Consider the following 25,467-nt stretch of genomic DNA (forward strand, 5'->3'; position numbering starts at 1 on the left):
GAATCCGAGACCAGGGAAAAGGGACTCTGACCCCGTTTTTTCAGTCGGCGCGACCGCCGAATTCGCCGGTGGTGGTGTTGACCAGGATGCGCTCACCGTTGGTGATGTACTCCGGCACCATGATTTCGATGCCGGTGTTCAACTTGGCCGGCTTCGGGCGCTTGGTCGCGGTGCCGCCCTTCAATTCCGGCGGCGTCTCCACCACTTCCAGCGTCACGTGCTGCGGCAACTGCAAGGCCACCGGCAACTCGTCGATCACCTGCACATAACTGCCGGTTAGGCCCTCGGTGATGTAACCGGCGTCATCGCCCACCACGTTGGCATCGAGCGTATACGGCGTGTAGTCCTCGTCATCCAGGAATACGAACGCGTCCCCGTCCATGTACGAAAACGTGGCCTGCCGACGCAGCAGCTCCACTTCCGGCAGGCTGTCGTCGGAATCAAAGCTGGCGTCCAGCTTGTTGCCGCCGGGCACGCTGTACATGATGAAACGGAAGCGCACGTTGCCACCGCGACCCTGCGGCGAACTGCGCTCGATATCGCGCACCTGGTACACGCCGCCGTTGTGTTCGACGACGTTGCCTTTCTTCACTTCGAAAGCTTTCATGGGAATGGATTGCTCGTTGGATGTCTTGAGTAAGAGAGTAGGGCGCGCGGCTTACTTCGGCGCCAACCGCACCGCGCCATCCAGGCGGATGGTCTCGCCGTTGAGATAGCGGTTGCGCAGGATGAAGGCCACGGTATCGGCGAATTCTTCCGGCTTGCCCAAGCGCGAGGGGAAGGGGATGGACGCATTGAGCGATTGCTGCACCGCTTCGGGCATGCCATCGACCATCGGCGTCCAGAAGATGCCCGGCGCCACCGTCATCACCCGGATGCCGAAACGCGACAGTTCGCGCGCCATCGGCAGGGTCATGCCGACCACGCCGCCCTTCGACGCCGCGTAGGCGGCCTGGCCAATCTGGCCTTCGTAAGCGGCCACGCTGGCGGTGTTGATGATCACGCCGCGTTCGCCGTCATCGCCGGCCTCGTTGTGCTGCATCACGTCGGCCGCGGCCTTGGCCACGTTGAAGCTGCCCACCAGGTTGACCAGCACCGTGGTCTGGAAGGTCGACAGCGCCATCGGTGCCTCCTTGCCCAGCACGCGACCGGCGCCGAGGATGCCGGCGCAGTTGATGGCGGCATTCAGGCCGCCCAGGAACTCGCGTGCGGCGGCGACATTGGCGGCCACGCCGGCTTCGTCGGTCACGTCGGTGCGGAAGTAGCGGGCATTGGCCTCGCCAAGCGCGGCGACCGCAGTGGCGCCCTTGTCGTCATTGACGTCGAACAGGGCGACCTTGCCGCCCTCGGCGATCAGGCGTTGCGCCACGGCCAGGCCCAGGCCTGAAACACCGCCGGTGATGACGGCGCGGATAGCGGGAAGCTGCATGCGGATTCTTCTTGCCGGGAAAGGCGGCATTTTAACCGCAGGCGAGGACGCGACGCGGCGGCGGGCAAGCCCTAGGCCGAAGCCCGCTCCAGCGGCAGTTCCAGGCGGCGGGCGAACTCGTCCGGTGACAGGCCGGGGGCGAACAGGAAGCCCTGGCCCACCGGCACGCCCAGCTGCAGCAGGAACTGGCGTTGTGCTTCGGACTCCACGCCTTCGGCCACCAGGCCCAGGCCCAGGCTGCGCGCAATCGCCGACACCGCCTGGCACACCGCCACATCGGAGCGGTTCGACGGCACGCCCTCGGTGAACAGCTGGCTGAGCTTGAGGCCGTGGATCGGCAAGCGGCGCAGATAGTTGAGCGCACTGTAGCCTTCGCCGAAATCGTCGATGGTCAGCACCACGCCCAGCGCCTTGAGCTCGTTGAACGTGCGCAAGGTCGCCGGCGCATCTTCGATCAACACCCGTTCGGTGAATTCCAGTTCCAGCGCCGAGCCGGGCAGGTCGAACTCGTGTAGCAGCACGCGGACTTTTTCCGCCAGGTCTTCGCCGACGAACTGGCGATACGACACGTTGACCGCCACCCGCACGATGCCCAGGCCCTGATCGCGCCACTCGGCCACCTGCCGGCAGGCTTCGCGCAGGACCCAACTGCCGATGCGGACGATGTCGCCGGTGGTCTCGGCATGGCTGATGAACAGATCCGGGCGCAGTTCGCCCAGTTGGTGGTTCTGCCAGCGGATCAGCGCTTCGGCGGCGACCACCCGGCCATGCCGCAGATCCACCTGCGGCTGGTAGACCAGGCGGAACTCTTCATTGTCCACCGCACGTCGCAGCTGGGTTTCGATCTGCAGGCGATCCTGCTGGCGCTGCGCCAGTTCCGGCGAGAACAGCTGCCAGCCGTTGCGCGAGCGGTGCTTGCTGTCGTACATCGCGATGTCGGCGTTCTGGATCAGCTGCTGCGGACGCTGGCCGTCATCGGGCGCGGTGGCGATGCCGATGCTGGCGGTGATCGAGAACTCGTCCTTGTCGAAGCGGAAGGCTTCGGAAAAGGCGTGCAGCACCGCATCGGCCAGACGGCCGGGACGGCGGTGATCGCCGCTGGCGTCGCAGACCACCAGGAATTCGTCGCCGCCGAAGCGCGCGATCATGCCGTCGTCGCCGACCGCATCGCGGATGCGACGCGCGGCCTGTACCAGCAGTTCGTCACCGGCGTTGTGGCCGAGCACATCGTTGACCATCTTGAAGCGGTCCAGATCGATGTACAGCACGGCCACCTGCGCACGTTCGGGATCGGCCAGGCGCTCGGCGATCTCGGTCAGCACGGCGTCGCGATTCATCAGCGCCGTGAGCGGATCGGTGCGCGCCTGGATGCGCAGGGTTTCTTCGGCCTGCTTGTCCTGCGAGATGTCCTGCAGGGTGCCGGTGACGCGCGAGGCGGTAGGCTCGCCGGGTTCGGATTCACCGATGACACGCACCCAGAACGGCGTGCCTTCATGGCGCCGGCCCTGCAGTTCCAGATCGAAACCGTGCCCACCCAGGGCCACGCGTTCCACCGCGCATCGCATGCGTTGGCGATCACTGTCGCGCAGGCAGGCCAGCAGGCCTTGCAGGTTCTCGGGCGGCAAGGTCGCGCCGAGGATGCGGATGGCTTCTTCGGTCAGGTACAGGCGATCGCGGGCGATGTCCCATTCCCAGCCGCCGATATGGGCCAGCGATTGCGCGCGATCAAACAGCGCGCTGTCGCGCTTGAGTTCGGTGACGTCGCTGAAGATCGAGGTGACCTGGGCCGGCGTGCTGCCACCGGGCAGGAATTGCGGCACCGAGGTGACCGTCAGCCAGATCATCTGCCGGCGCTGGCGGTGGTACATGCCCAGCAGCACGCTTTCGATCATGTGGCCGGTGTCCAGCGCACGCTGCGAGGGGTAATCCTCACGCGCCAGTTCGCGGCCATCGGCGCCGACCACGCGCCAGTGATCGGCCTGCAGTTCCTCGCTGGCGCGCTGATCCTCGCGGATGCCGAAGATCCGCATCGCCGCGCCGTTGCAGTACTGGAAGCCCATGTCGCGGTTCTGCACCACGATGCCTTTGTCGATGTTCTCCATCAGCTCGCGATAGCGCTGTTCGGCTTCGCGGCGGCTGCTGATGTCGCGGGCGACCGCGACGATGCATTTGCGGCCATCGAAATTGATGTTGGCCGAGTGCACTTCCACCGGAAAGCGGGTGCCGTCGCCACGCATGTTGGTGACTTCGATGACGTAGGTTTCGCCGCGGTTGAGCGTTTCCCAGACCGGCATCAGGTGATCGCGCGGCAGGTCCGGATTGAGCACGTTGATGTTCTGGTTGACGATTTCCTCGCGCGCGCGCCGGTACGCCTGCATGCCGGCGCGATTCAGATCCATCACCGTGCCGTCTTCGGCAATGATGCTGACCGGATCCGGCACCGCGTCGAACAGGTTGCGATAGCGCTGGCGTTCGGCGTCCGCGCGGGCGCTGGCGGCGACCAGGGCGTGGTGGGCGTCGGCCAGCAGGGTGCGGGTGGCCGCAGGTAGGCCGTGATCGTCGGCGGCGCGACGCAGCGCCTGCAGGGTGAGGGTGTCGGGCGCGACGGGCGCATCCGGATTGGCCGCGGTGGCGGCCAACGCCTGGATGCCGTCGGCGCCCGGGGCGCTCATGTCGCGGCCATCGCCTTGCCCGCCTTGCTGCCGGTTTCGCGGCCGAGCAGGGCGGCCAGCCAGCGGCCGGTTTCGCTCAACTTCTCCAGGTCCACGCCGGTGGCGATGCCCATGCCATGCAGCATGTAGACCACGTCTTCGCTGGCGACATTGCCGCTGGCGCCCTTGGCGTACGGGCAGCCGCCCGCGCCGGACACCGCCGAGTCGACCACGCGCACGCCTTCTTCCAGGCAGGACAGGATGTTGGCGAGCGCCTGGCCGTAGGTGTCATGGAAATGCACGGCCAGGGACGAGACCGGGACTTCACTGGCGACGGCCTGGAGCATCGCGCGGGCCTTGAGGGGGGTGCCGACGCCGATGGTATCGCCGAGCGAGATTTCGTAACAACCAAGATCGTGCAATTGGCGGGCGACCCGGACCACGTCGGCCACCGCCACGTCGCCCTGGTACGGGCAGCCCAGCACGGTGGACACGTAACCGCGCACCTTGACCCCGTCGGCGGCGGCCCGCGCCAGCACCGGGCGGAAGCGATCGATGGATTCGTCGATGCCGGCGTTGGTGTTCTTGCGGTTGAAGGCTTCGGAGGCAGCCGTGAACACCGCCACTTCCTGCACGCCCACCGCCAGGGCGCGGTCGTAGCCGGTCTCGTTGGGGACCAGCACCGGGTAGGCCACGCCCGCGGCGCGCTGGATGCCGGTGAACACTTCGGCGGCGTCGGCCAGTTGCGGCACCCATTTGGGGCTGACGAAACTGGTCGCCTCGATGGTGCGCAGGCCGGTCTGCGAAAGCCGATCGATCAGGGCGATCTTGTCGGCGGTGGCGATCGGCGCCTTCTCGTTCTGCAGGCCGTCGCGCGGCCCGACTTCGACCATGCGGACAAAGTCGGTCATGGGGTGGCTCCCACGCTGGCGCGACGCAGGCGGAAGTAGCGGCCGGACGAATTGCCCGGTGCGCCTTCCTGCACGGCGTCGTCGCTTTCAAACAAGTCCGGGTGATCGGCCAGCAGGCTGCGCATGGCAGCGCGATCGCCTTCGGCCAGATAGACCATGGTGTCGGCTTCGCGCACCTTGAGCTTGCCGGTCTTGGCTTGATCGACCACGTAGGTCATGTCGGCCAGGGCCAGCTCCAGCACATCGCCGACGATCCGGTACTTCACCAGCACCACCGACGTGGCGGGCAGCGTGGACGGCTTGGTCGGCGGCTTGGTGTCGTTGAACAACTCGCGCATCGCGGCCTGGTCCAGCGCCAGGTAACGCTTGCCGTCCAGGCGGAAACCCAGCGCAGTGAAGCCCGGTCGATCCTGCATGTTCTTGTCGTCGACCAGGGTGACGCGGCACTTCGCGTCCACCTGTGCGTAGTCATCGCGACCCAGCGGGTTCTGCGCAGTGTTGTTGGGCAGCGGCACCCAGCGTCCTGCCAGATCCGGATCGCAGCTCAAGTCCGCGGGCGCGCGTTCGAACATCAGGCAGCCGGTCAGCAGGGGCAGGGCCAGCAGGCAGGCAAGGCCGCGCAGCACACGCAGGGCAGGGCTCATTCCAGGGTCACCAGCACGCTGTCGGCATCGACGAAGTCGCCGCTGGCCGCACGCGTTTCCTTGACCACGCCCGCGCGCGGCGCTTTCAGCGCCAGCTCCATCTTCATGGCTTCCATCACCAGCAGTTCCTGCCCCGCGCTCACCGTGTCACCCACCTTCGCCTTGACCACCACCACGCGGCCGGGCATCGGCGCGCGTACTCGATCATCGCTCCCCGCATCGGCGCTGGCCGCTCGCCGGTAGGCCGCCACCGGCGCCAGCGACCAGCGTTGCTGGCCATCGTGCAGACAGAGGCGGTCCCCTTGCGGGCGCACTTGATAGCGTCGTGCTTGTTGATCGATACGCAAACTGAGGACGTCCCCGGTCAGCTTGGCCTGATGCACCTCATGCGTGTGACCGTCAAAGTCGATGCGGTAGTCGCCGGCATGTCCTTGCGCCTGCAGGCTCAAGGTGTGTTCGCGGAACAGGAACACCAGCGGGCGCCGGCCGGCATGCCCCAGGCGCCAGCCATCGGCCAGGGCCCAGGGGGAACCGGGATCGCTGTTGGCCTGCGCATCGGCACGCGCCTGTGCTTCCTGCATCAGCAGATGGGCGGCGGCGGCGGCCATCACCACGGCGGCATCGGGCTCGGTGACGCCGATGAATTCGTCCAGGTGCCGGTCCAGATAGCCGGTATCGATGCGTCCTTCCACCACCGCCGGATGGCGCGCCAGACGCTCCAGGAAGGCGATGTTCGACTTCGGTCCCACCACGTCGCACTGGCGCAGCGCATCGGCCAGTCGCGCCAGCGCGCGCGGACGGTCTTCGTCCCAGACGATGAGCTTGGCGATCATCGGGTCGTAGAAGATGCTGACGGTATCGCCCTGGACCACGCCGGCGTCGATGCGCACATGCGCGTCAGGCGCCGGCAAATCCAGTTGTTCCAGCTTGCCCGAGCCGGGCAGGAAGCCGGCTTCCGGGTCTTCCGCATACAGGCGCACTTCGATCGCATGGCCGCGCTGGGCAATCTGCGCCTGGCCCAGCGGCATCGGCTCGCCCGCGGCCACGCGCAATTGCCATTCCACCAGATCCAGGCCGGTGGTCATCTCGGTGACCGGATGCTCGACCTGCAGGCGGGTGTTGATTTCCATGAAGTAGAACGTGCCGTCGGGCGCGACGATGAATTCCACCGTGCCGGCATTGACGTAGTCGATCGCACGCGCGGCCTGCACCGCGGCATCGCCCATTTGCTGGCGCAGTTCCGGGGTGAGGAAAGGCGAGGGGGCCTCTTCCAGCACCTTCTGATAGCGGCGCTGCGCCGAACACTCGCGCTCGTTGAGGTGCAGGGTGTTGCCGTGGCGATCGGCGAAGACCTGGATTTCGATATGCCGTGGCGAGCCGATGTAGCGCTCCAACAGCACGCGATCCTTGCCGAAGGCGTTGGCCGCTTCGCGCTGGCAGCTTTCCAGCTGGGCGGCGAAATCGTCCAGGCGATGGACGATGCGCATGCCCTTGCCGCCGCCGCCGTGCGCGGCCTTGATCATCAGCGGGAAGCCAATCCGCGCGGCCTCGCGGCTGAGCGTGTTGAGCGACTGGTCCTGGCCGGTGTAGCCGGGCACCACCGGCACGCCGGCCGCATGCATCAGCTCCTTGGCGCCGGCCTTGCTGCCCATCTTGCGCATCGACGCCGCGCCGGGGCCGATGAAGGCCAGGCCGGCTGCTTCCACGGCGTCGGCAAAGTCGGCGTTCTCCGACAAAAAGCCGTAGCCGGGATGGATCGCCTGGGCGCCGCTGCGGATGGCCACCTCCAGGATGGCGTCACCGCGCAGATAGCTGTCGGCCGGACGCGGCCCACCGATGGGCCAGGCTTCGTCGGCCTGGCGCACATGCTGGGCGCCGGCATCGGCTTCGGAATACACCGCCACGGTGCGGATACCCAGGCGGCGGCAGCTGCGGATGATGCGGCAGGCGATTTCGCCACGGTTGGCGATCAGGATTTTTTCGAACATCGCCATTAGGAGGAACTCGCTGGGTTGGCCATCAGGTTGGGGAAATGCATGCAGGTGGAGGTGGGTCGTGTCGGTATCGGAATCACGGCTTGGGTATCCAGCTCGGCGCGCGCTTGTCGAGGAAGGCGCTCAAGCCTTCCTGGCCTTCCTCGGAGACGCGCAGGCGTGCGATCAACGCTGCGTTGTCGGCATCCAGGACGTCGCGATCCAGGCCACCTGCCACCCGTGCGACCAGTCGCTTGGCCGCTGCCGCTGCATGAGGGCCTGCCTTCAGCAGCAGGTCGATCTGGCGCGTCACCGCGGCATCGAGGTGATCGACCGGCACCACCTGATGCAGCAGGCCCATGGCGTGCGCGGTGGCGGCGTCGAAGATCTCCGCACTGGCAAACCAGCGCCGTGCCTGGCGGGCACCGAGGGCGGCGATGACATACGGGGATATGACCGCAGGCAGCAGGCCCAGCTTGCTCTCGGTCAGGCCGAACTTGGCTTCGGGTACGCCAATGGCGATATCGCAGCAGGCGACCAGGCCCACGCCGCCGCCAAAAGCAGCCCCTTGGACCCGCGCGATGGTCGGCTTGGGCAACTCGTCCAGGCTGCGCATCAGCCGGGCCAGGGCAAGGGCGTCGTCGCGGTTCTCGGCCTCGCTGGCGGCGGCCATGCCGCGCATCCAGTTCAAGTCCGCCCCGGCCGAAAACGACGCGCCGGCGCCTTCCAGCACCACCACCCGCACGCTGGCGTTGTGCCCGGCCTCCTCGATGGCCGCGGTGAGCGCGGCGATCAGGCCGGCGTCAAAGGCGTTGTGCAGCTCCGGGCGGTTGAGCCGCAAGCGCAGCACGCCGGCATTCTGTTCGCGGACAAGGGGCTGGTTCGCTGGCGATTCCGCCATCGGGCGTTTCCTCCAAAAAGGGTCCCGCGATGATAGCCGTTCAACCGGTACGGCCCTTCGTGCAGTGCGGCGATGCTACAATCGAGAACAGTTCGCATTTGAGAGTTGCCGCGTGATGCTCACCGAATTGCCCGCCCGGGCCTTGGCCATCGTCGAAACCGTCGAAGACCATGCTCCCAATGACAATATCGCCCGTCGCCTGCGCGAGCTGGGCTTCGTCGATGGCGAGCAGGTGCAGATCGTGGCGAAGGGGCCGTTCGGCGCCGAGCCGTTGCTGGTGCAGGTGGGCTTTACCCGGTTCGCCCTGCGCCGCAGCGAGGCCGCACGCATCCGCGTACGCCGGCTGGAGAAGAGCGCATGAGCGCCCAGTCCCTGCGCCTGGCCCTGGTCGGCAACCCCAATTGCGGCAAGACCGCCTTGTTCAACCAGCTCACCGGTAGCCGGCAGAAGGTGGCCAACTACGCCGGCGTAACCGTCGAGCGCAAGGAAGGCCGACTGACCGCACCGTCCGGCCGCAGCTATGCGGTGCTGGATTTGCCCGGTGCCTACAGTCTGCAGGCCGCGAGCCTGGACGAAGCCATCACCCGTGATTTCTGCCGCGGCTTCCTGCCGGGCGAGAAGGCCCCGGACGTGCTGGTCTGCGTGGTCGATGCCACCAATCTGCGCCTGCATCTTCGCTTCGCCCTGGAAGTGCGCGAACTCGGCAAGCCGATGATCCTGGCGGTCAACATGATGGATGCCGCGCAGCGTCGCGGCATCGAGATCGACCTGGACGCACTGGCGCGCGAACTGGGTGTGCCGGTGGTGCAGACCGTGGCGGTCAAGCACAACGGCGCGCAGTCGCTGGTGGCGCAGATCGAACGCACGGCCGAGGCGCCGCATGCACCGCAGGTGCAGTTGGGCGAGGGCGCCGACCTGCATGCCGAAACCCGTCGCCTGCTCTCGCTGGCGGTGAGCATGCCGCGCCGCACCGCGCATATCGATGACGCGTTGGATCGCTGGCTGCTGCATCCGGTCATCGGCCTGATGACCTTGGCCGTGGTGATGTTCCTGATTTTCCAGGCGGTCTATGCCTGGGCCACGCCATTGATGGACCTGATCGAAGCCGGCGCCGGCGCCCTCGGCGAATGGGTCGGCGGCACCTTGCCGGAAGGTCCGCTCAACAGCCTGCTGGTGGACGGCATCATCGCCGGCGTCGGCGGGGTGATTGTGTTTCTGCCACAGATCCTGATCCTGTTCGCCTTCATCCTGGCGCTGGAAGAATCCGGCTACCTGCCACGCGCCGCCTTCCTGCTGGATCGCATGATGGCGTCGGCGGGTTTGTCGGGTCGTTCGTTCATCCCGCTGCTGTCCAGTTTCGCCTGCGCCATTCCCGGCATCATGGCGACGCGTTCGATCCAGGATCCGCGGGATCGCCTGGCCACCATCCTGGTGGCGCCGCTGATGACGTGCTCGGCGCGCCTGCCGGTCTATGCGTTGTTGATCGGCGCTTTCATTCCGCAGAAGAACATTGGCATTTTCAACCAGCAGGGCCTGGTGTTGTTCGGCTTGTATGCGGCCGGCATCCTCAGTGCGTTGATGGTGTCCTGGGTGATGAAGAAGTGGCGCCGCGACAAGAGCGAGCATCCGTTGCTGCTCGAGCTGCCGTCGTACCGCATCCCGCATCCACGCGATCTGTTGATTGGCTTGTGGGAACGCGGCGCAATCTTCCTAAAGCGCGTGGGTGGCATCATCCTGGCGCTGACCGTGCTGCTGTGGGTGCTGCTGACGTTCCCGGCGCCGCCGGCGGACGCGGTGGGCCCGGCGATTGACTACAGCTTTGCCGGTCGCATTGGGCATGCCATGGCGGCGTTATTCGCCCCGCTGGGTTTCAACTGGCAGATCTGCATTGCATTGATTCCCGGCATGGCGGCGCGCGAAGTCGCGGTGGCCTCGCTGGCGACGGTATACGCCTTGTCCGCGGCCGACGACGATGCCGCCGCGCAGGCACTGGCGCCGCTGATCAGCGATGGCTGGTCGCTGGCCACCGCCTTGTCGCTGCTGGTCTGGTACATCTACGCACCGATGTGCCTGTCGACCCTGGCGACGATCAAGCGCGAAACCAATTCGTGGAAGCAGATGGGTTTCGCCACCTTCTATCTGTTCGCGCTGGCTTATCTGGCCTCGCTGGTCACCTACCAGGTGGCCAAGGCGCTGGGCGCGGGCTGAGCATGGACGCCTCGCTCGCCCTGCAGTACGCCGTCATCGCGCTCGCGGTGGTGGTCAGCGCGTGGGTGGTGGCGAAGAAGCAGTTCCCCGGCACCGTGCGCAAGTTGCGGGTGGCGCTGGCTTTGCCACTGCTGCGCGAGGGTAAGCCGGACTGGCAGCGCAAGCTGGGCCAGTGGATCGCGCCGCAACCGCGCGGCGGTGGCAACGATGGCTGTGGCAGCTGTGACGGCTGCGGACCCAGCTCAAAACCCTGAAGCGCCGACCGGATCAGCGCGATGTGCCCAGGAACCGGTACGCCAGCCAGCTGATGAAGAATGCGTACGAGGCGATGGTGGTCCAGCGATTGCCCGCCGCGTTGCGCAAGGGCACGCCGTGCTGGTGAGCGTAGTAGGCATCGAACAGGATCAACCCGATCGGCACGCAGGCCATCGCCCAGATCCATTGCGACAGGTGGCTGACCAGCTGCGGCACCATGCTCCACATCCACAATCCACCGAGCATGAAGCGCAAGGCGTCGAACGCTCGCCGCCAATGCGCCAGTGCGCCGACGCTGGCCAGAACCGCCGCCAGCAAGGTGGCGGACGTGCCCGCATCGATCAGCAGTGCCAGCAGGGCCAGCCAGAGTGGCAGGAAGGTGGACAGATGCGCGCTCCAGCCGCGCGACGGGCTTTGCTCCGTGCGCAGCCACGCCAGCAGCCAGGCGGCCAGCTCGACTACCAGCGTCCCACCAGCCGTCAGCGCACCCACCTGTAACGGGTCAAAGGGCTTGGTCGCCGCCCACGGAATCACCACCGCGGCGATCACGCCCAGCAGCAGCGGACGCAGCAGCATGGGCAGCCAACGCCAGCGGCCGGCGTAGCGCGGATCGGCCAACTGCGCGAAGAACTCGAACTGCCGCGGCTGCAACCGCACCGACAATTGTCCCTCCGCCTCGATCAGCCGATGGCCCAGCGCCGCAATGCGTACGGCCATGCCGGGCACCAGCGAGGTCAGCACCGCCTGCGGCAGGGAGAACCGGCGCTTGAGCTGGCGGACCACGCGCGGATGCGCTTCACCGAACTCGTCGGTCCTGTCATTGATCACCGCCCAGCGCACGCGCATCTTTTCGCGCAGATGAGTTTCATCGATATCGAAAAACTGGCTGAAGGCGGCCAGCCGATCATTGCGCAGCACCTGGTCACCGCTGTCCCAATGCGCAAACAGAGCGGCGCCGACATCCTGCTTCAGGCTCATTCGATACAGCGCCGGGTGTTGCTGCAACCAGCGGCTCACTTCGGCAGGCGTCTGGGTGGCGGCGCGCTGATCGGCCTCATCGCAGAATGCGTCGAAGTCGAACGCCTGTGTGGACGGCACGTCGTCGGCGTGGATGAGCAGGTTGTCCAACGCTTGCTTGACCTGCGTGGCGACCGTTGGCTCCGCCACTTCCCGCATTGGTGAGGTTGTGCCGGGCGACAACCCGATGGCGGGCGATTGCTCTGCATCGGCATGAGAATCGGCAGACGGTGCAGCTACATGCACGTTCTGCCAGCGCGCGTATTCCAACGCCGACTGATAGGCCTCGTGCAGTTGCTGGAAGCCGACCGGATCGGTGTCGGGTCGGGTGACCTTCAACAGGCGCGCGTAGGCACGCTTGATGGTCGTTTGATCGGCATCTTCCTCCAGGCCCAGCAACTCAAACGGATCCATGTACCTTCCCTCCGACGGCATGGGTCACGGACGGCCGGATCACGCGCGGGACTCGATTTGCTCGAGCATCGCGGCAAAATGGCCGCGTTGCTCGCGGATCAGCTGCGGATCCTGGGTTTCCAAGGCGCCCCGGAAGTGCGTCAGCGCTTCCTGCAGATCCGCGCGCGCCCACAGCAGTTCCTCGTACAGGCGTTCGGCGCGGGCGACCAGGCTCAGGTTTTCCTGTTGATCGCGCGGGTGGACCTTCAGCGCGGTCAGCCTGGCCAGGCGCTCACGGATATCGTTGGCGCTGAGCAGGCCCGGGTTCTGCTCGAGGATCACTTCCTGGGTCAGACCGCTGGCGACCACCGTGGCCTCCACTTGCAGCAGGCCGTTGATGTCATAAGTGAAGCGGATATCGACCGGATTCTCCGCCGCCGGCCTGGGCGGCACGGCCACGCTGATGCTGCCCAGGCGCACGTTGTTGATCACCCGCGGGCTTTCGCCCTGGAAGATCTCGAATTCCACCTGGCGTTGGAAATCCTGCATCGGCTGGTACCGTTCCACCCGACTGACCGGCACCGTGCTGTTGCGGTGGATGATGGGCGAGAACACGCCTTGCAGCACGTGCCCGTTGGCGCCTTGCTGGACGGTGCCGACCCCCAACGTATGCGGGCAGACATCGGTCAGGATGATTTCTTCCAGCGCCTCGTTGCGCGCCTTCATGCCGGCGGCCACGGCCGCCCCCACCGCGATGGCTTCGTCGGGGTTGATATGGCGCAGGGGCAGGCGACCGAACATGCGCGAAACCAGGCGCGCGGCCAGCGGCATGCGCGAGGCGCCGCCCACCAGCACGATTTCGTCCAACTGTTCCGCCGTCAGGCGGGCGTCGCGCATCGCCCGTTCCAGGGGCGTGCGCAAACGCTGCACCAGCGGTTCGCAGATCTGCGCGAAGCGGGCTTCGTCCATGCGCCACTGGCGCGGTTCGCCGGCCAGCGTCACGTCCACGCTGACCTCGCCGGCGCCCGACTGGGAAAGCTGGCGCTTGGCCCGCTCCAGGCGCCGGCGCAGTTGCGCCCGCTCACCCGCAGGCAACGCTTCGGCTTTCAGTGCCCATGCCTGCAGGCAATGGGTTTCCACCGCATCCAGGAACTCCTCGCCGCCCAGGAAGTTGTCGCCGGCACTGGCATGCACTTCCATGACGCCGTCGAACATTTCCAGGATCGACACGTCGAAGGTGCCACCGCCCAGGTCGAACACCAGGAAGCGCCCGCCGCCGTCGCGCTGCTGCAATCCATAGGACATGGCGGCGGCGGTGGGCTCGTTGATCAGGCGCTCGACACGGATGCCGGCCAGTTCGCCGGCCGCGCGCGTGGCCTTGCGTTGCGCATCGCCGAAGTAGGCCGGCACGCTGATCACGGCTTCGCTGACTTTGTCGCCAAGATGCGCCTCGGCATCGGCGATCAAGGCGCGCAGCACCAGGGCCGACAACTCTTCGGGGCGGAAGCGGTGCTCGCCCAGCGGGGTGCTCCGGTTCGTTCCCATCCACCGCTTGAAGCTGCCCACGCTCCTGTGCGGTTGGGTGATCAAGCGCTCCTGGGCGGGGCGACCGACGAGCACCGTGCCATGTTCGTCCACGCTGATCACCGACGGCGTGAGCAGCTCGCCCAGCGCGTTGGGAATCAACTGCGGACCGCTTTCCCCGTACACGGCCACCAGCGAGTGCGTGGTGCCCAGATCGATGCCGACAATCATCCAGCCTCCTGCTGGTCCCCTGTCGGCACGATTCTAAGTGGAGCGCGCGCCTCAGTGGCGGGTACGGCCAGCCGATCCCTTGCCGCGCGCAGGAGCCAATTCCACCGCCAGCACGAAGCTGCGCTCCTCGCCGGGTTGCATGGCGCCCACGCCCACCACCTGGCGGCTGACTTCCTCACCGCGGTCGTTGCGCACGCTCAGCACCACCGAATATTCCCAGGGCCCGCTGTCGGCCGGGTGGCGCACGGTGCCTTCCACCTTCAAGGGGATTTGCGTCTGGGCGGCGCGGGCCGCCACCACCGCCGCTTCGTCGAAGCGCAAGTGGTGACGACACGCCGGACAGACATTGGCGCTTTCCAGAATCGTCGCCTTGCAGTGCGGGCAGGTCCGGGTGGAACCGGCCATGCCCGGACGCGGATTGCTCATGCCTTGGCAGGCTCGCTGGTGGCCGCGGCGCTGGTGTCGGAATTCGTGTTGCTCGAACTGCCTGCGCTGCCCTTGCCGCTGCCGGTGCCGCTGGCCTTGCCATCGTCCCAACCGAATTCGGCCTGGCCGCGCATGCGTGAACCGGCCGCCACCGTCAGCGAGCCGGCCTTGACGTCGCCCACCAGCACGCCGGAGGCGAGGAGTTCGACCCGGGCGGCCGATTCGATATTGCCTTCGAGCTCGCCGGCGATGACCACCTTCTTGGCGCGCACGCCGCCACTGAGCTTGGCGCCGGTCTCGATGGTGAGGTCGCCCTGCACGTTGACGTCGCCCTTGAACTTGCCGGCGATTCGGATATGGCCGGCGCCTTCAATCTTGCCTTCGATGGTCAGGTCGGCGGCAATCAGCGATTCATTCATGGCGGGCGTCGTGGCAGTGGCGGGAGCAGGGGAGGCAGGACGCACGCCGGGGGGCGTGACCGTCGGGGAGAAGTCGGCGGTGGCGGGAGTTGCGTCGCGGGCCGGGGCGGGCGACGGATCAGTCAGCGGCGGCGGGGTGTCACGCTTGGCAGGGGCGGGATCTTTCCAGATGGACATGCGACAACAACTCCGGGGGACAAGAGCCCCGGACTATGGCCGTGCTTGCCGGCTTTTAGTGTGACATCGGTGACAGACGCGTCATGATCCGACGGACGGTTCACGACCGAGTGAAAAATGTGCAGGCAGTCATCACGCTGCTGAAGAGGTCAGCGGCCGCCGGCGACGTCGATGAAGCTGCCCGTGGTGTAGCTGGATTCGTCCGAGAGCAACCACAGGATCGCGCGCGCGACCTCTTCGGGCTGGCCACCACGCTGCATCGGCACGAACGCCTTGACCCGATCCACCCGACCCGGTTCGCCGCCGTCGGCATGCATGTCGGTGTAGATGAAGCCCGGGCGCACGGCATTGACGCGGATGCCTTCGCCGGCCAGTTCCTGCGCCAGGCCCATCGTGAGCGTATCGACCGCGCCTTTGGAGGCGGCGTAATCGACGTACTCGCCCGGCGAACCGGTTCGCGCGGCCACCGATGAGACGTTGACGATAGCGCCACCTTTGCCACCATGGCGGGTAGACATGCGCCGCGCGGCTTCGCGGCAGCAGAGCAGGGTGCCGGTGACGTTGGTGGCGAGGATGCGCTGGATGCGCGCGGCGTCCAAGGACTCCAACCGCATCTGCGTTTCCAGAATGCCGGCGTTGTTGACCAGTGCGGTCAGGGGGCCGAGGGTGCGGTCGACCTGCTCGAACAGCGCGACCACTTCGGCCTCCACCGCCACGTCGGCCGCTACCGCCACCGCTTGTCCGCCGGCCAGTCGAATCTCGGTCACCACCTGCTCGGCCGCCGCCGCATTGCGGCGGTAGTTGACTGCCACTGCGTAACCGCGGCGTGCGGCTTCCAGTGCGGTGGCCGCGCCGATGCCACGACCGCCGCCCGTGATCAGCAGGACGCTGGCCAAGCTCACATCCGGAAGATGCCGAACCGGGCCGGTTCGATCGGCGCATTGAGCGACGCCGACAGACCCAGGCCCAGCACGCGGCGCGTATCGGCCGGATCGATGATGCCGTCGTCCCACAGGCGCGCGGTGGCGTACCACGGGCTGCCCTGGGTTTCGTACTGTTCGCGGATGGGCGCCTTGAAGGCCTCTTCCTCGGCGGCCGACCATTCGCTGCCGCTGGCTTCGATGCCATCGCGCTTGACCGTGGCCAGCACGCTGGCAGCCTGCTCGCCGCCCATCACGCTGATGCGGGCGTTGGGCCACATCCACAGGAAGCGCGCGCCATAGGCGCGACCACACATGGCGTAATTGCCGGCGCCAAAGCTGCCGCCAATCACCACGGTGAACTTGGGCACCGAGGAACACGCCACCGCGGTCACCATCTTGGCGCCGTCCTTGGCGATGCCGGCGTTCTCGTACTTGCGGCCGACCATGAAGCCGGTGATGTTCTGCAGGAACACCAGCGGGATGCCGCGCTGGTTGCACAGTTCGATGAAGTGCGCGCCCTTGAGTGCGCTCTCGGCAAACAGGATGCCGTTGTTGGCGACGATGCCGACCGGATAGCCATGCAGATGGGCGAAGCCGGTAATCAAGGTCTTGCCGTAGCGCGCCTTGAACTCGTCCAGTTCACTGCCGTCGGTCAGGCGGGCAATGACTTCGCGGATGTCGAAAGGTCGACGGGTGTCCTTGGGCACGATGCCGTACAACTCGTCGGCGGGATACAACGGTTCGCGCGCATCGCGCACGGCCACCGGCAGCACCTTGCGGCGATTGAGGTTGCCGATCAGGCGGCGTGCAATCTGCAGGGCGTCGCGATCGTCTTCGGCGAAGTGGTCGGCCACGCCCGACACGCTGGTATGCACGTCGGCGCCGCCCAGCGCCTCGGCATCCACGACTTCGCCGGTGGCGGCCTTCACCAGTGGTGGGCCGCCCAGGAAGATGGTGCCTTGCTCGCGCACGATGATGGACTCGTCGCACATCGCCGGCACATAGGCGCCGCCGGCGGTGCAGCTGCCCATCACCACCGCGATTTGCGGCAGGTTCTCCGCACTCAGGCGCGCCTGGTTGTAGAAGATGCGGCCAAAGTGTTCCTTGTCCGGAAACACTTCATCCTGCAAGGGCAGGAAAGCGCCGCCCGAATCGACCAGGTAGACGCAGGGCAGCTTGTTCTCGCGGGCGATCTCCTGCGCGCGCAGATGCTTCTTGATGGTGATCGGGAAATAGGTGCCGCCCTTGACGGTGGCATCGTTGGCGACGATCACCACTTCCTGGCCCATCACGCGGCCGATTCCGCAGACCATGCCGGCGGCCGGCGCGGCGCCGCCATACATGTCCTCGGCTGCCAGCGGCGCGATTTCCAGGAAAGGCGAGCCCGGGTCGAGCAGGGCGGTGACGCGATCACGCGCCAGCAGTTTGCCGCGTTCGGTGTGCTTGCTGCGCGCCTTCTCGCCACCGCCATCCGCAGCGCGTGCCAGGCGGCGATCCAGTTCTTCCACCAGGGCGCGGTGAAAGGCAACGTTGTCGAGGAATTCCTGGGAGCGAGGGTCCAACTGCGAAGTGATGGCGGACATGCGTGGAAAGCGGTTGCCTGCGTCAATGGAAGCGGCATCAGAACACAAAGGCCGGAGCGCGCCAAACTTTCCGCGCTGCAAAAAACAAGGCCCGCTTGCGCGGGCCCTGCTCTCCAGCGCTTGCGCGTCGGGATTACTTCTTGACTTCTTCAGCCTTGGCTTCAGCCTTGTCGGCCACTTCGGCAGCCTTGTCGGCGGTGGCCTGGGCAGCGTCGGCGGTGGCGGCAGCGGCAGTGGCAGCAGCGTCGGCGGTGGCGGCGGCGGTCGCGTCAGCAGCGTCGGCGGTGGCAGCAGCAGCGTCGTTGGCGGCGGCAGCAGCGGCGTCGCCGGCAGCCGAGGCGGCGTCAGCGGTGGCGGCGGCAGCGTCGGTGGTGGCAGCGGCAGCCTGGTCGGCGGCAGCAGCAGCGTCGGTCGCTGCCTGGTCGGCGGTTTCGCTCTTGTTGCAGGCGCTCAGGGCCAGGACGGCGGCGGCCAGCACGATGGTGAACTTGGTCTTCATGAGTAATCCCCAGTTTGGATGATGGTGAGCAAAGCGGGTGAGCGTCCTTGCCGGCTAAGCCAGCGATCGGTGCGCATGCCCGGGAGTCGGTTACGACGAAAGCGGCAGCAGAAGCGATACGGCGGATACAGAAAAAGCCGCCGATGAACCGGCGGCTTTTTCAATTTTAACGCTGTGAAGCGCCAGGAAGTTATTACTTCTTGGCTTCTTCGGCCGGAGCAGCGTCCTTGGCAGCGTCGGCAGCTTCCGAAGCAGCGTCGGCAGCCTTGGCAGCCGAGTCAGCAGCAGCGTCGGCAGCGCCGGCGGTGCCAGCAGCGGCAGCGTCGGTGGCGGCGGTGGCAGCAGCGTCAGCGGCGGTGGCAGCGGCGTCAGCCGACTGCTGGGCGGCGTCGGCGGTCGCGGTGCCGGAAGCAGCGGCGGCGTCAGCGGCAGCCTGGGCTTCGGTGGCAGCGGCGTTAGCGTCGGCAGCGGCGTCAGCAGCCTGCTCCTGGTTCGAGCACGCAGCCAGGGCAGCAGCCAGGGCCAGCGCGATCAGAGCCTTGTTCATGGTCATGTTGCATTTCCTCGTCGTTAGTTAGGCAACGCGCAATTGCGCGCCTGCAACATGATGACAAGCCAGTTACGGCTGTCAAGCGGTCGTTGGGTAATTTTTGTCAATCATGCGTTAAACCCACCCGGCCGGTCCGAGCGGTCCCATGCCAAGGCATGGGAAACGCTATGGAAAAACCGCATTTGACGCGGCAGGCACACAGCCTGCCGGCGCTTAAACCAGCTCGATGGCGATGGCCGTGGCTTCGCCGCCGCCGATGCAGAGCGAGGCAATTCCGCGCTTCAGGCCGCGCGTGCGCAAAGCGTTGACCAGGGTGACCACCAGGCGTGCGCCGGAGGCGCCAATCGGGTGGCCCAGCGCGCAGGCGCCGCCGTTGACGTTGAGCTTCTCGTGCGGGATGCCCAGGTCCTTGATTGGCGCCATGGCCACCACGGCAAACGCTTCGTTGACCTCGAACAGGTCCACCTGATCCACCGTCCAGCCGACCTGCTTGAGCAACTTGTCGATGGCGCTTACCGGCGAGGTGGTGAACCATTCCGGCGCCTGCGAGAAAGTCGCGTGGCCGACGATGCGGGCCAGCGGCTGCACGCCGCGGCGGGCGGCTTCTTCGGCACTGAGCAGGACGGTGGCGGCGGCGCCGTCGGAAATGCTCGACGAGCTGGCAGCGGTGACCGTGCCGTCCTTCTTGAACGCCGGCTTGAGGGTGGGAATCTTGGCCAGGTCGGACTTGCCCGGCTGCTCGTCGGTGCTGACCTCCACGTCGCCCTTGCGGGTGGAGACGGTGACCGGGACGATTTCGTCGGCGAAGGCGCCCGACTGCTGCGCGGCCTGGGCGCGCTTGACCGATTCGATGGAGTAGGCGTCCTGCTCCTCGCGGGTGAAGCCGTACTTGGCCACCGTGGCCTCGGCAAACACACCCATGGCCTGGCCGTCGTAGGGATTGGTCAGGCCATCCCACGCCATGTGGTCGACGGCCTGGAAGCCGCCATAACGGTTGCCGGTGCGGGAGTTGGGGATCATGTGCGGGGCATTGGTCATCGATTCCATGCCACCGGCCACCACGATGCTGGCCGAACCGGCCTTGATCAGGTCATGGCCCAGCATGATGGCCTTCATGCCCGAACCGCAGACCTTGTTGATGGTGGTGCAACCGACGGCATTGGGCAGGCCGGCGGCCAGAGCCGCCTGGCGTGCGGGCGCCTGACCCAGGTTGGCCGGCAGCACGCAGCCCATGATCACTTCGGTGACCTCGTCGGCTGCCACGCCCGACTGCGCCAGGGCGGCGCTGATGGCGGCGGCGCCCAGGGTAGGGGTGGGTACGCCGGTGAACTGGCCCAGGAACGAGCCGATGGCGGTGCGCTTGGCGGCGGCAATGACGATGTCGGACATGGAGCGGACCTCTTGAGGAATGGGCCGATTATCGGCTTCGCGCTGCGGTGCAGCAACTTGTCCATGCGGCGCCTGGACAATTCCCCGAAGTTTGCGTAGCAAACCTTGGGCCCCGCGTCGCCCTTCCCATCCCCCTTCGCTGGCGCGAATCGCCCCCTTGCCAAGGGGTAGTCGCCTTTTAGGAGTCAGCCTGCGGCGTTGCGGGGGCAGGGTGCCGAGCGTGGAATCAACCGCGACCGTCGAACAGCTCGCGGCCAATCAGCATGCGGCGGATTTCGTTGGTACCGGCGCCAATGGCGTAAAGCTTGGCATCGCGCAACAGCCGGCCGGTCTCGAACTCGTTGATGTAACCGTTGCCACCCAGCGCCTGGATGGCTTCCAGGGTGACCTGCACCGCCGCCTCGGAGGCATGCAGCAGGCAGCCTGCGGCCGCGGCGCGCGAGGAATGGCCGGCGTCGTAGTCGCGGGCGACTTGATAGGCAAAGGCGCGGCTGGACTGCAACGCCGTGTACATGTCGGCCACCTTGCCCTGCATCAGGCCGAAGGTGCCGATGGGGGCGTCAAACTGCTTGCGCTCGCGCACGTAGGGCAGGGTGACGTCGACGGCCGCCTGCATCAGGCCGATGGGACCGCCGCTCAGCACCAGCCGTTCGGTGTTCAGGCCGCTCATCAGCACACGCACGCCCTGATGCACTTCGCCCAGCACGTTCGCGGTGGGAATCTCGCAGTCCTCGAACACCAGTTCGCAGGTGTTGCTTCCGCGCATGCCCAGCTTGTCCAGCTTCTGCGCGGTGGAGAAGCCCTTCATGCCGCGCTCGATCAGGAAAGCGGTCATGCAACGGCTGCCTGCGTCCTTGCCGGCGGTGCGCATGTAGACGATGAGCACGTCCGCTTCCGGCCCGTTGGTGATCCACATCTTGTTGCCGTTGGCGACCCAGACGCCATCGCGAAGTTCGGCGCGGCAGCCCATCGATCCCACCACGTCCGAGCCGGCACCCGGTTCGCTCATCGCCAGCGCGCCCTTCCATTCGCCGCTGCACAGCTTGGGCAGGTATTTGCGGCGCTGCTCGTCGTTGCCGTTGAGATACAGGTTGGACACGCAGAGGTTGGAATGCGCGCCGTAGCTCAGGCCGACCGAACCGGACGCGCGCGAAATCTCCTCCATCGCGACCAGGTGCGCCAGGTAACTCATGCCGCTGCCGCCAAACTCCTCCGGCACGGTCAGGCCGAGCAGGCCCATTTCGCCGAGCTTGGGCCACAAGTCCTGCGGGAAGGCATTGTCATGGTCGATCTGCGCGGCGCGCGGGGCGATTTCGCTATCGGCAAAGCGACGCACGGCGTCGCGCAAGGCGTCGATTTCTTCGCCGAGGGAAAAACTGCGCATGGACGACTGATCTCCGGAGGGCGACGGCGCAGGCGGCGACGTCGTGGCGGTAGTGTAGCGGTGCAGGCCGTTGCCGACGGCCTGCACTGCAACATCGCATGTGCGCGATGGAACCGCTCAGTCCTGGAAATACACCAGCGGACGATCATTCATGGGCTGGCGCTGGCGGTTGTTGTGCGGGTGCCGATCATGCAGCTCCTTGAGCTGGTTCGCGCCCAGCGACACCGGCTTGGACAGCACGTACCACTCCACGTTCTCGGTCAACGGCGGCGTGGTCAGCGAGCCCAGGTAATGGTAGTAGCTCTTGTCAGCGGGCAGCAGGCGGGCGATGTCAATCTCGGCCTGGCCGAAATGTTCCGGGCGGCGCAGTTGTTCCAGCACGGGAGCGATATCAGGGTTGTCGGCACCTTCCTGGAACATCACGCCCACCACCGCCAGCCGTCCATCCTGGGCGCGGAAAACGAAATGGCCTTCCAATGGCGCCGTCTTGCCGTCGAGCGTGTGCTCACTGGGCGAATGGAAGTGGAACTGGGTCAGGCGGAAATGGCGACCGCGGATGACCGCTTCGGCTTCGTCGGTATTGACCTGCACCGCGTGGCCGTTGTCCTCGACCACGCCGGCACTGGGGCGACTTGCAATCAGCAACGCGCCGGCATCCTTGCGATCGGCCGGCAAGGCACTGCGGGTGACGATGTCGACGGGTGACTGCGCGTGGTCCAGCACGCCCTTCCAGCTTTCCTGATGGGTGTAGTCCAGACCTTTGTGCGGCTCGCCCGCCAGGGCCGGCAGGGCTGCCGATGCAGTGACGAGCAGAAGGAATGCGCGGGTGCGCAGATTGGCAGACATGGCGAAGATTCCTGAAAAGTGGGGGATGCCGGCACCCGCGGGGATGCCTCCAGGAATCGTAGAAGCTGGCATCACGGGCGGGGAGAACCGCCCATGACTCACAGACGAATGGCGCCGCGCAAGCGGCGCATATCAGTCAGCGCTCGCCGCGCAGATGGCCCATGAAACGCGGCGCCGTGCGGCCGAGCGGCAGCTTGAGTTTGCCGATGGCGGCGATGCGCTTTTCGGCAATCTGATCGGCTGCGTACTGCGGGGCGATGTTCTCGCGTTCGGCCAGGTCGAAGATCTTGCCGACGGTGTGGTAGATGGTGCGCATCATGCGCATGGCGCGTTCGCGGTTGTAGCCGTCGATTTCCAGCGACACGTTGATCACGCCGCCGGCATTGACCGCGTAGTCGGGCGCATACAGGATCCCGCGCTTGGCCGCTTCCACGCCGGTCACGTGCGACATCTGATTGTTGGCGGTGCCGCAGATCACCTTGGCCTTCAGGCGCGGCAGCGTCTCGGCATTGATGGCGTATTCCAGCGCGCAGGGCGAGAACACATCCACCGGCAGGTCGTAGATCTCGTCTGGCTTGACCGCTTCGGCGCCGTATTCCTCCACCGCGTGTTCCACCAGCTTGGGATTGAGATCGCTGACGAACAACTTGGCGCCACGTTCCTTCAGCAGCTTCACATACTCCATGCCGATATGGCCCAGGCCCTGCACGGCAAAGCTGTACTTGCCGATTTCCTCGTTGCCGAACTTGCGGTTCAAGGTCGCCATCAGGCCTTGCAGCGCGCCGTAAGCGGTGAACGGAGCCGGATCGCCCGAACCGCCATGCACCTGGTGCACGCCCACCACATACTCGGTTTCGCGGTAGACGTTTTCCATGTCGTTGACGTCGGTGCCGACGTCTTCGGCGGTGATGTAGCGACCACCCAGCGAATCGACGTAACGACCAAAGGCACGGAACAGCACTTCCGATTTGTCCTGGCTGCTGTCGCCAATCAGCACCGCCTTGCCGCCGCCGACGTTCAATCCGGCCAGGGCGTTCTTGTAGGTCATGGTGCGGCTCAAACGCAGCGCATCGGTCAGCGCGGTCTGCGTGTCGGCGTAGGGCCGCATGCGCACGCCACCCAGGGCCGGACCCAGGACGGTGCTGTGCACGGCGATGATCGCCTTCAGGCCCGCGTCGGGGTTGTGGCAAAACACGACCTGCTCATGGCCGGACGTATCGAGGGTTTCGAAAATCATCATGGGCTCCGGTACGGCGTGGGGACCGTTGGCTGCTCGCCGGCGTGGCTGTATGTGGTTGTCGCAAAAAACAAAAAAGCGACGTTTCCGGCAGGCCGTGGTCGTCGCAGGCCGACATTTTAGTCGATCGGCGGCAAGCCGGGGGCGGGAAGGGCGCAGGCAGGCACTTGCGGATAAAAGAACGGTCGTGCTATTTCTATCCGCCATGAGCCCCACTGCCGCCACCACCAAGGGTCTGGCCACGCGCGAGATGATCGTCGAGCGCGCCTACGGCATTGCCTGCCGACAGGGCCTGGAAGGTCTGTCCATCGGCGATCTGGCCAGCGCCGCCGGCATGTCCAAGAGTGGCGTGTTCGCCCATTTCGGGTCTCGCGAAGACCTGCAGCTCACCGTATTGGAGTGGACGGCCGAACGTTTCACCCAGACCGTGATGCTGCCGGCGCTCAAGCAGCCGCGCGGCCTGCCGCGCCTGCGCGCCATCATGGAAGGCTGGTACGACTGGGTGCTGGCCAACCCCGATGGCTGCGTCATGCTGGGCGCGGCCGGCGAGTACGACGCACGCCCCGGCCTGATGCGGGATCGCATCGTCGGCTGGCTGCAGGAATGGCGCAAAGCCGTTGCCCGTTCCGTGCAGCAGTGCATCGATGCAGGCGAGTTCGCCGCCCACACTGACGCCATGCTGGTGTCGTTCCAGTTGTTCGCCCTGACCGAAGGCCTGCACAACGCACGCCTTTACGATCCCGAGCATGCCGAGTCGATGGCCCGGCGCGCGCTGGATCACTTGTTCGCTTCGCATACCCCCTCGTCCCCCTGAGCCTGTTCGGGAGTTCCGCCATGGCCGCTGTCTCTTTGCCACAAAAAAGCACGACCGTTCGTAAAAATTGGAAGTTGTCCCTGCTTCGCTCCAGCTTCGCGATTGGTGCCTGGCTGATGCCGGGCGCGACACTGCAGCGGGCTTTCCGATTGTTTGGCACGCCGATGCCCGGAGGCCGCTTCAAGGCCCACACGGCCGAACTGGCGGGGGCCAGCGTTGAAAGCCTGGCCTATGGTCACGAGCAGGTGACCTGCTATCGCTGGGGCGATGTTGATCGACAGCCGCTGGCGGTGCTGGCGCATGGCTGGTCGGGCCACGGCCTGCAGATGGCCGCCTGGGTGGCGCCGCTGCGCCGCGCGGGCTATGCGGTGGTGACGTTTGATCAGATCGCGCATGGCCGCAGCACGGGTTGTCGCGCGACCTTGCCGCTGTTTGCCGATGTACTGGCGCGGGTCACCGATCATTACGGCGGCGCCTCGGTGCTGGTGGCGCATTCACTGGGCGGCGCGGCGGCGATGATCGCGCTCTCGCGCGGCATGCGCTGCGATCACACCGTGCTGATTGCACCCGCCGGTGATCCGCTGGATGCGGCGCGGCGCTTTGGTGGTTTTGTTGGCCTGCCCGGGCACCTGTCGGCGCGCTTGTTCGAAGACTTCGAAGCCCTGACCGGCATCGATGTCGATGATCTGCAGGTCCACCGCAGCGCGTCGCGCATCGCCGGCCGTGCGCTGGTGGTACACGATCTGGAAGATCGCGAAGTGCCCTGGTGCGAAGGCGAGCGCTACGCCCGTTACTGGCCGGCGGCGACACTGCTGAGCACGCAGGGGCTGGGCCACAACCGGGTGCTCAGCGATCCGTCGGTGCTGGCGCAAAGTCTCTCTTTCCTGGGCGGCACGCCGGTCGGCGAGCGGGTCGTGTCCTCGCCCAACTTGCCGTTCGGCTTCGCCTGAACAGGGAAATCCCTGCGGTTTGTCGTCACCGCACGCCGCCGTAGGGTGCGCGTGCGTGCGCACTGCCTGCGCCCGGCAGTGACCGCGATCAAGCCAAAGTGTGCGGCGCGCTACAATCCCGCTTCTTGCAAGC

Annotated in this window: 24 protein-coding genes; 5 read left to right on the plus strand and 19 right to left on the minus strand. The window is 66.4% G+C overall.

All coding sequences use genetic code 11. The features are described 5' to 3' along the window. Window positions 1-40: 40 nt before the first annotated feature. From yeiP to B5X78_RS16290, 7 genes are all read right to left on the minus strand, one after another. Window positions 41-607 (minus strand): elongation factor P-like protein YeiP, encoded by a 567-nt coding sequence (yeiP, locus tag B5X78_RS16260; protein WP_079725728.1) that lies wholly within the window; start codon window positions 605-607, stop codon window positions 41-43. Between the two features lie 51 nt (window positions 608-658). After that, complete coding sequence (locus B5X78_RS16265) at window positions 659-1,429, minus strand: SDR family NAD(P)-dependent oxidoreductase (protein WP_079725730.1); 771 nt, start codon at window positions 1,427-1,429, stop codon at window positions 659-661. A 71-nt stretch (window positions 1,430-1,500) separates the two neighbouring features. Further along, the gene (locus B5X78_RS16270) at window positions 1,501-4,101 is read right to left on the minus strand and encodes a sensor domain-containing protein (RefSeq protein ID WP_079725732.1); all 2,601 of its coding nucleotides are present in this window, start codon (window positions 4,099-4,101) and stop codon (window positions 1,501-1,503) included. Then, window positions 4,098-4,991, minus strand: coding sequence for a hydroxymethylglutaryl-CoA lyase (locus B5X78_RS16275; RefSeq protein WP_079725734.1), 894 nt, complete (start codon window positions 4,989-4,991; stop codon window positions 4,098-4,100). Before B5X78_RS16275 ends, B5X78_RS16270 begins: the two co-directional genes overlap by 4 nt. Further along, the gene (locus tag B5X78_RS16280) at window positions 4,988-5,635 is read right to left on the minus strand and encodes a hypothetical protein (protein ID WP_079725736.1); all 648 of its coding nucleotides are present in this window, start codon (window positions 5,633-5,635) and stop codon (window positions 4,988-4,990) included. The genes B5X78_RS16275 and B5X78_RS16280 overlap by 4 nt, the downstream gene beginning before the upstream one ends. After that, complete coding sequence (locus B5X78_RS16285; RefSeq protein WP_079726237.1) at window positions 5,632-7,623, minus strand: acetyl-CoA carboxylase biotin carboxylase subunit; 1,992 nt, start codon at window positions 7,621-7,623, stop codon at window positions 5,632-5,634. The genes B5X78_RS16280 and B5X78_RS16285 overlap by 4 nt, the downstream gene beginning before the upstream one ends. A gap of 82 nt (window positions 7,624-7,705) precedes the next feature. After that, entirely contained in the window at window positions 7,706-8,509 is an 804-nt protein-coding gene (locus tag B5X78_RS16290; RefSeq protein WP_079725738.1) for an enoyl-CoA hydratase-related protein, read from the minus strand. A 112-nt stretch (window positions 8,510-8,621) separates the two neighbouring features. Between B5X78_RS16290 and B5X78_RS16295 the strand changes: the two genes are divergently transcribed. From B5X78_RS16295 to B5X78_RS16305, 3 genes are read left to right on the plus strand one after another with little or no spacing between them, the layout of a single operon-like run. Continuing rightward, window positions 8,622-8,870 carry a FeoA family protein gene (locus tag B5X78_RS16295; RefSeq protein WP_079725740.1) on the plus strand — a complete coding sequence of 83 codons (249 nt, stop codon included), beginning with the start codon at window positions 8,622-8,624 and terminating at the stop codon, window positions 8,868-8,870. Further along, window positions 8,867-10,717: a ferrous iron transport protein B gene (gene feoB, locus B5X78_RS16300; protein WP_079725742.1), complete on the plus strand. Its 1,851-nt coding sequence runs from the start codon at window positions 8,867-8,869 to the stop codon at window positions 10,715-10,717. The genes B5X78_RS16295 and feoB overlap by 4 nt, the downstream gene beginning before the upstream one ends. A 2-nt stretch (window positions 10,718-10,719) precedes the next feature. Next, the gene (locus B5X78_RS16305; protein ID WP_079725744.1) at window positions 10,720-10,971 is read left to right on the plus strand and encodes a DUF6587 family protein; all 252 of its coding nucleotides are present in this window, start codon (window positions 10,720-10,722) and stop codon (window positions 10,969-10,971) included. Window positions 10,972-10,984: 13 nt separating this feature from the next. On the opposite strand, the gene B5X78_RS16310 is transcribed toward B5X78_RS16305, so the two are convergent. From B5X78_RS16310 to B5X78_RS16360, 12 genes are all read right to left on the minus strand, one after another. Next, window positions 10,985-12,403, minus strand: a complete 1,419-nt coding sequence (locus tag B5X78_RS16310) for a J domain-containing protein (RefSeq protein WP_079725746.1) — start codon at window positions 12,401-12,403, stop codon at window positions 10,985-10,987. Between the two features lie 39 nt (window positions 12,404-12,442). Then, complete coding sequence (locus B5X78_RS16315; protein WP_079725748.1) at window positions 12,443-14,137, minus strand: molecular chaperone HscC; 1,695 nt, start codon at window positions 14,135-14,137, stop codon at window positions 12,443-12,445. 51 nt (window positions 14,138-14,188) lie between these two features. Continuing rightward, entirely contained in the window at window positions 14,189-14,563 is a 375-nt protein-coding gene (locus tag B5X78_RS16320; protein ID WP_079725750.1) for a hypothetical protein, read from the minus strand. After that, window positions 14,560-15,159, minus strand: a complete 600-nt coding sequence (locus B5X78_RS16325) for a bactofilin family protein (RefSeq protein ID WP_079725752.1) — start codon at window positions 15,157-15,159, stop codon at window positions 14,560-14,562. Before B5X78_RS16325 ends, B5X78_RS16320 begins: the two co-directional genes overlap by 4 nt. A gap of 149 nt (window positions 15,160-15,308) precedes the next feature. After that, entirely contained in the window at window positions 15,309-16,061 is a 753-nt protein-coding gene (locus tag B5X78_RS16330) for an SDR family oxidoreductase (RefSeq protein WP_217698685.1), read from the minus strand. Next, a complete protein-coding gene (locus tag B5X78_RS18515) occupies window positions 16,058-17,665 on the minus strand; it encodes a carboxyl transferase domain-containing protein (protein ID WP_139381602.1) in 1,608 nt (535 codons plus the stop codon). The genes B5X78_RS16330 and B5X78_RS18515 overlap by 4 nt, the downstream gene beginning before the upstream one ends. A 133-nt stretch (window positions 17,666-17,798) precedes the next feature. Continuing rightward, window positions 17,799-18,164 carry a hypothetical protein gene (locus B5X78_RS18675; RefSeq protein WP_079725756.1) on the minus strand — a complete coding sequence of 122 codons (366 nt, stop codon included), beginning with the start codon at window positions 18,162-18,164 and terminating at the stop codon, window positions 17,799-17,801. Between the two features lie 193 nt (window positions 18,165-18,357). Continuing rightward, window positions 18,358-18,717 carry a hypothetical protein gene (locus B5X78_RS16340; RefSeq protein WP_079725758.1) on the minus strand — a complete coding sequence of 120 codons (360 nt, stop codon included), beginning with the start codon at window positions 18,715-18,717 and terminating at the stop codon, window positions 18,358-18,360. Between the two features lie 210 nt (window positions 18,718-18,927). Then, entirely contained in the window at window positions 18,928-20,103 is a 1,176-nt protein-coding gene (locus B5X78_RS16345; protein ID WP_079725760.1) for a thiolase family protein, read from the minus strand. Between the two features lie 226 nt (window positions 20,104-20,329). Beyond that, complete coding sequence (locus B5X78_RS16350) at window positions 20,330-21,487, minus strand: isovaleryl-CoA dehydrogenase (RefSeq protein WP_079726238.1); 1,158 nt, start codon at window positions 21,485-21,487, stop codon at window positions 20,330-20,332. 117 nt (window positions 21,488-21,604) lie between these two features. Beyond that, window positions 21,605-22,333: a carbonic anhydrase gene (locus B5X78_RS16355; protein ID WP_079725762.1), complete on the minus strand. Its 729-nt coding sequence runs from the start codon at window positions 22,331-22,333 to the stop codon at window positions 21,605-21,607. A gap of 136 nt (window positions 22,334-22,469) precedes the next feature. Further along, window positions 22,470-23,570: a Glu/Leu/Phe/Val dehydrogenase dimerization domain-containing protein gene (locus tag B5X78_RS16360; RefSeq protein ID WP_079726239.1), complete on the minus strand. Its 1,101-nt coding sequence runs from the start codon at window positions 23,568-23,570 to the stop codon at window positions 22,470-22,472. Between the two features lie 205 nt (window positions 23,571-23,775). Here B5X78_RS16360 and B5X78_RS16365 point away from each other — a divergent pair, with 205 nt between their 5' ends. Together B5X78_RS16365 and B5X78_RS16370 are read left to right on the plus strand one after the other, a co-directional pair. Beyond that, window positions 23,776-24,384 (plus strand): TetR/AcrR family transcriptional regulator, encoded by a 609-nt coding sequence (locus tag B5X78_RS16365; RefSeq protein ID WP_079725764.1) that lies wholly within the window; start codon window positions 23,776-23,778, stop codon window positions 24,382-24,384. Window positions 24,385-24,458: 74 nt separating this feature from the next. Further along, window positions 24,459-25,334, plus strand: a complete 876-nt coding sequence (locus tag B5X78_RS16370) for an alpha/beta hydrolase (protein WP_229730753.1) — start codon at window positions 24,459-24,461, stop codon at window positions 25,332-25,334. Window positions 25,335-25,467 lie beyond the last annotated feature (133 nt).

The organism is Pseudoxanthomonas indica, assembly GCF_900167565.1.
Taxonomy (GTDB): Bacteria; Pseudomonadota; Gammaproteobacteria; order Xanthomonadales; family Xanthomonadaceae; genus Pseudoxanthomonas_A; species Pseudoxanthomonas_A indica.

Bases quoted from the DNA above. Each gene is read 5' to 3' on its own strand.
- yeiP (WP_079725728.1), bottom strand. From the start codon at position 607: ATGAAAGCTTTCGAAGTGAAGAAAGGCAACGTCGTCGAACACAACGGC.
- B5X78_RS16265 (WP_079725730.1), bottom strand. From the start codon at position 1,429: ATGCAGCTTCCCGCTATCCGCGCCGTCATCACCGGCGGTGTTTCAGGC.
- B5X78_RS16270 (WP_079725732.1), bottom strand. From the start codon at position 4,101: ATGAGCGCCCCGGGCGCCGACGGCATCCAGGCGTTGGCCGCCACCGCG.
- B5X78_RS16275 (WP_079725734.1), bottom strand. From the start codon at position 4,991: ATGACCGACTTTGTCCGCATGGTCGAAGTCGGGCCGCGCGACGGCCTG.
- B5X78_RS16280 (WP_079725736.1), bottom strand. From the start codon at position 5,635: ATGAGCCCTGCCCTGCGTGTGCTGCGCGGCCTTGCCTGCCTGCTGGCC.
- B5X78_RS16285 (WP_079726237.1), bottom strand. From the start codon at position 7,623: ATGTTCGAAAAAATCCTGATCGCCAACCGTGGCGAAATCGCCTGCCGC.
- B5X78_RS16290 (WP_079725738.1), bottom strand. From the start codon at position 8,509: ATGGCGGAATCGCCAGCGAACCAGCCCCTTGTCCGCGAACAGAATGCC.
- feoB (WP_079725742.1), top strand. From the start codon at position 8,867: ATGAGCGCCCAGTCCCTGCGCCTGGCCCTGGTCGGCAACCCCAATTGC.
- B5X78_RS16305 (WP_079725744.1), top strand. From the start codon at position 10,720: ATGGACGCCTCGCTCGCCCTGCAGTACGCCGTCATCGCGCTCGCGGTG.
- B5X78_RS16310 (WP_079725746.1), bottom strand. From the start codon at position 12,403: ATGGATCCGTTTGAGTTGCTGGGCCTGGAGGAAGATGCCGATCAAACG.
- B5X78_RS16315 (WP_079725748.1), bottom strand. From the start codon at position 14,137: ATGATTGTCGGCATCGATCTGGGCACCACGCACTCGCTGGTGGCCGTG.
- B5X78_RS16320 (WP_079725750.1), bottom strand. From the start codon at position 14,563: ATGAGCAATCCGCGTCCGGGCATGGCCGGTTCCACCCGGACCTGCCCG.
- B5X78_RS16325 (WP_079725752.1), bottom strand. From the start codon at position 15,159: ATGTCCATCTGGAAAGATCCCGCCCCTGCCAAGCGTGACACCCCGCCG.
- B5X78_RS18515 (WP_139381602.1), bottom strand. From the start codon at position 17,665: ATGTCCGCCATCACTTCGCAGTTGGACCCTCGCTCCCAGGAATTCCTC.
- B5X78_RS18675 (WP_079725756.1), bottom strand. From the start codon at position 18,164: ATGAAGACCAAGTTCACCATCGTGCTGGCCGCCGCCGTCCTGGCCCTG.
- B5X78_RS16340 (WP_079725758.1), bottom strand. From the start codon at position 18,717: ATGACCATGAACAAGGCTCTGATCGCGCTGGCCCTGGCTGCTGCCCTG.
- B5X78_RS16345 (WP_079725760.1), bottom strand. From the start codon at position 20,103: ATGTCCGACATCGTCATTGCCGCCGCCAAGCGCACCGCCATCGGCTCG.
- B5X78_RS16350 (WP_079726238.1), bottom strand. From the start codon at position 21,487: ATGCGCAGTTTTTCCCTCGGCGAAGAAATCGACGCCTTGCGCGACGCC.
- B5X78_RS16355 (WP_079725762.1), bottom strand. From the start codon at position 22,333: ATGTCTGCCAATCTGCGCACCCGCGCATTCCTTCTGCTCGTCACTGCA.
- B5X78_RS16360 (WP_079726239.1), bottom strand. From the start codon at position 23,570: ATGATTTTCGAAACCCTCGATACGTCCGGCCATGAGCAGGTCGTGTTT.
- B5X78_RS16365 (WP_079725764.1), top strand. From the start codon at position 23,776: ATGAGCCCCACTGCCGCCACCACCAAGGGTCTGGCCACGCGCGAGATG.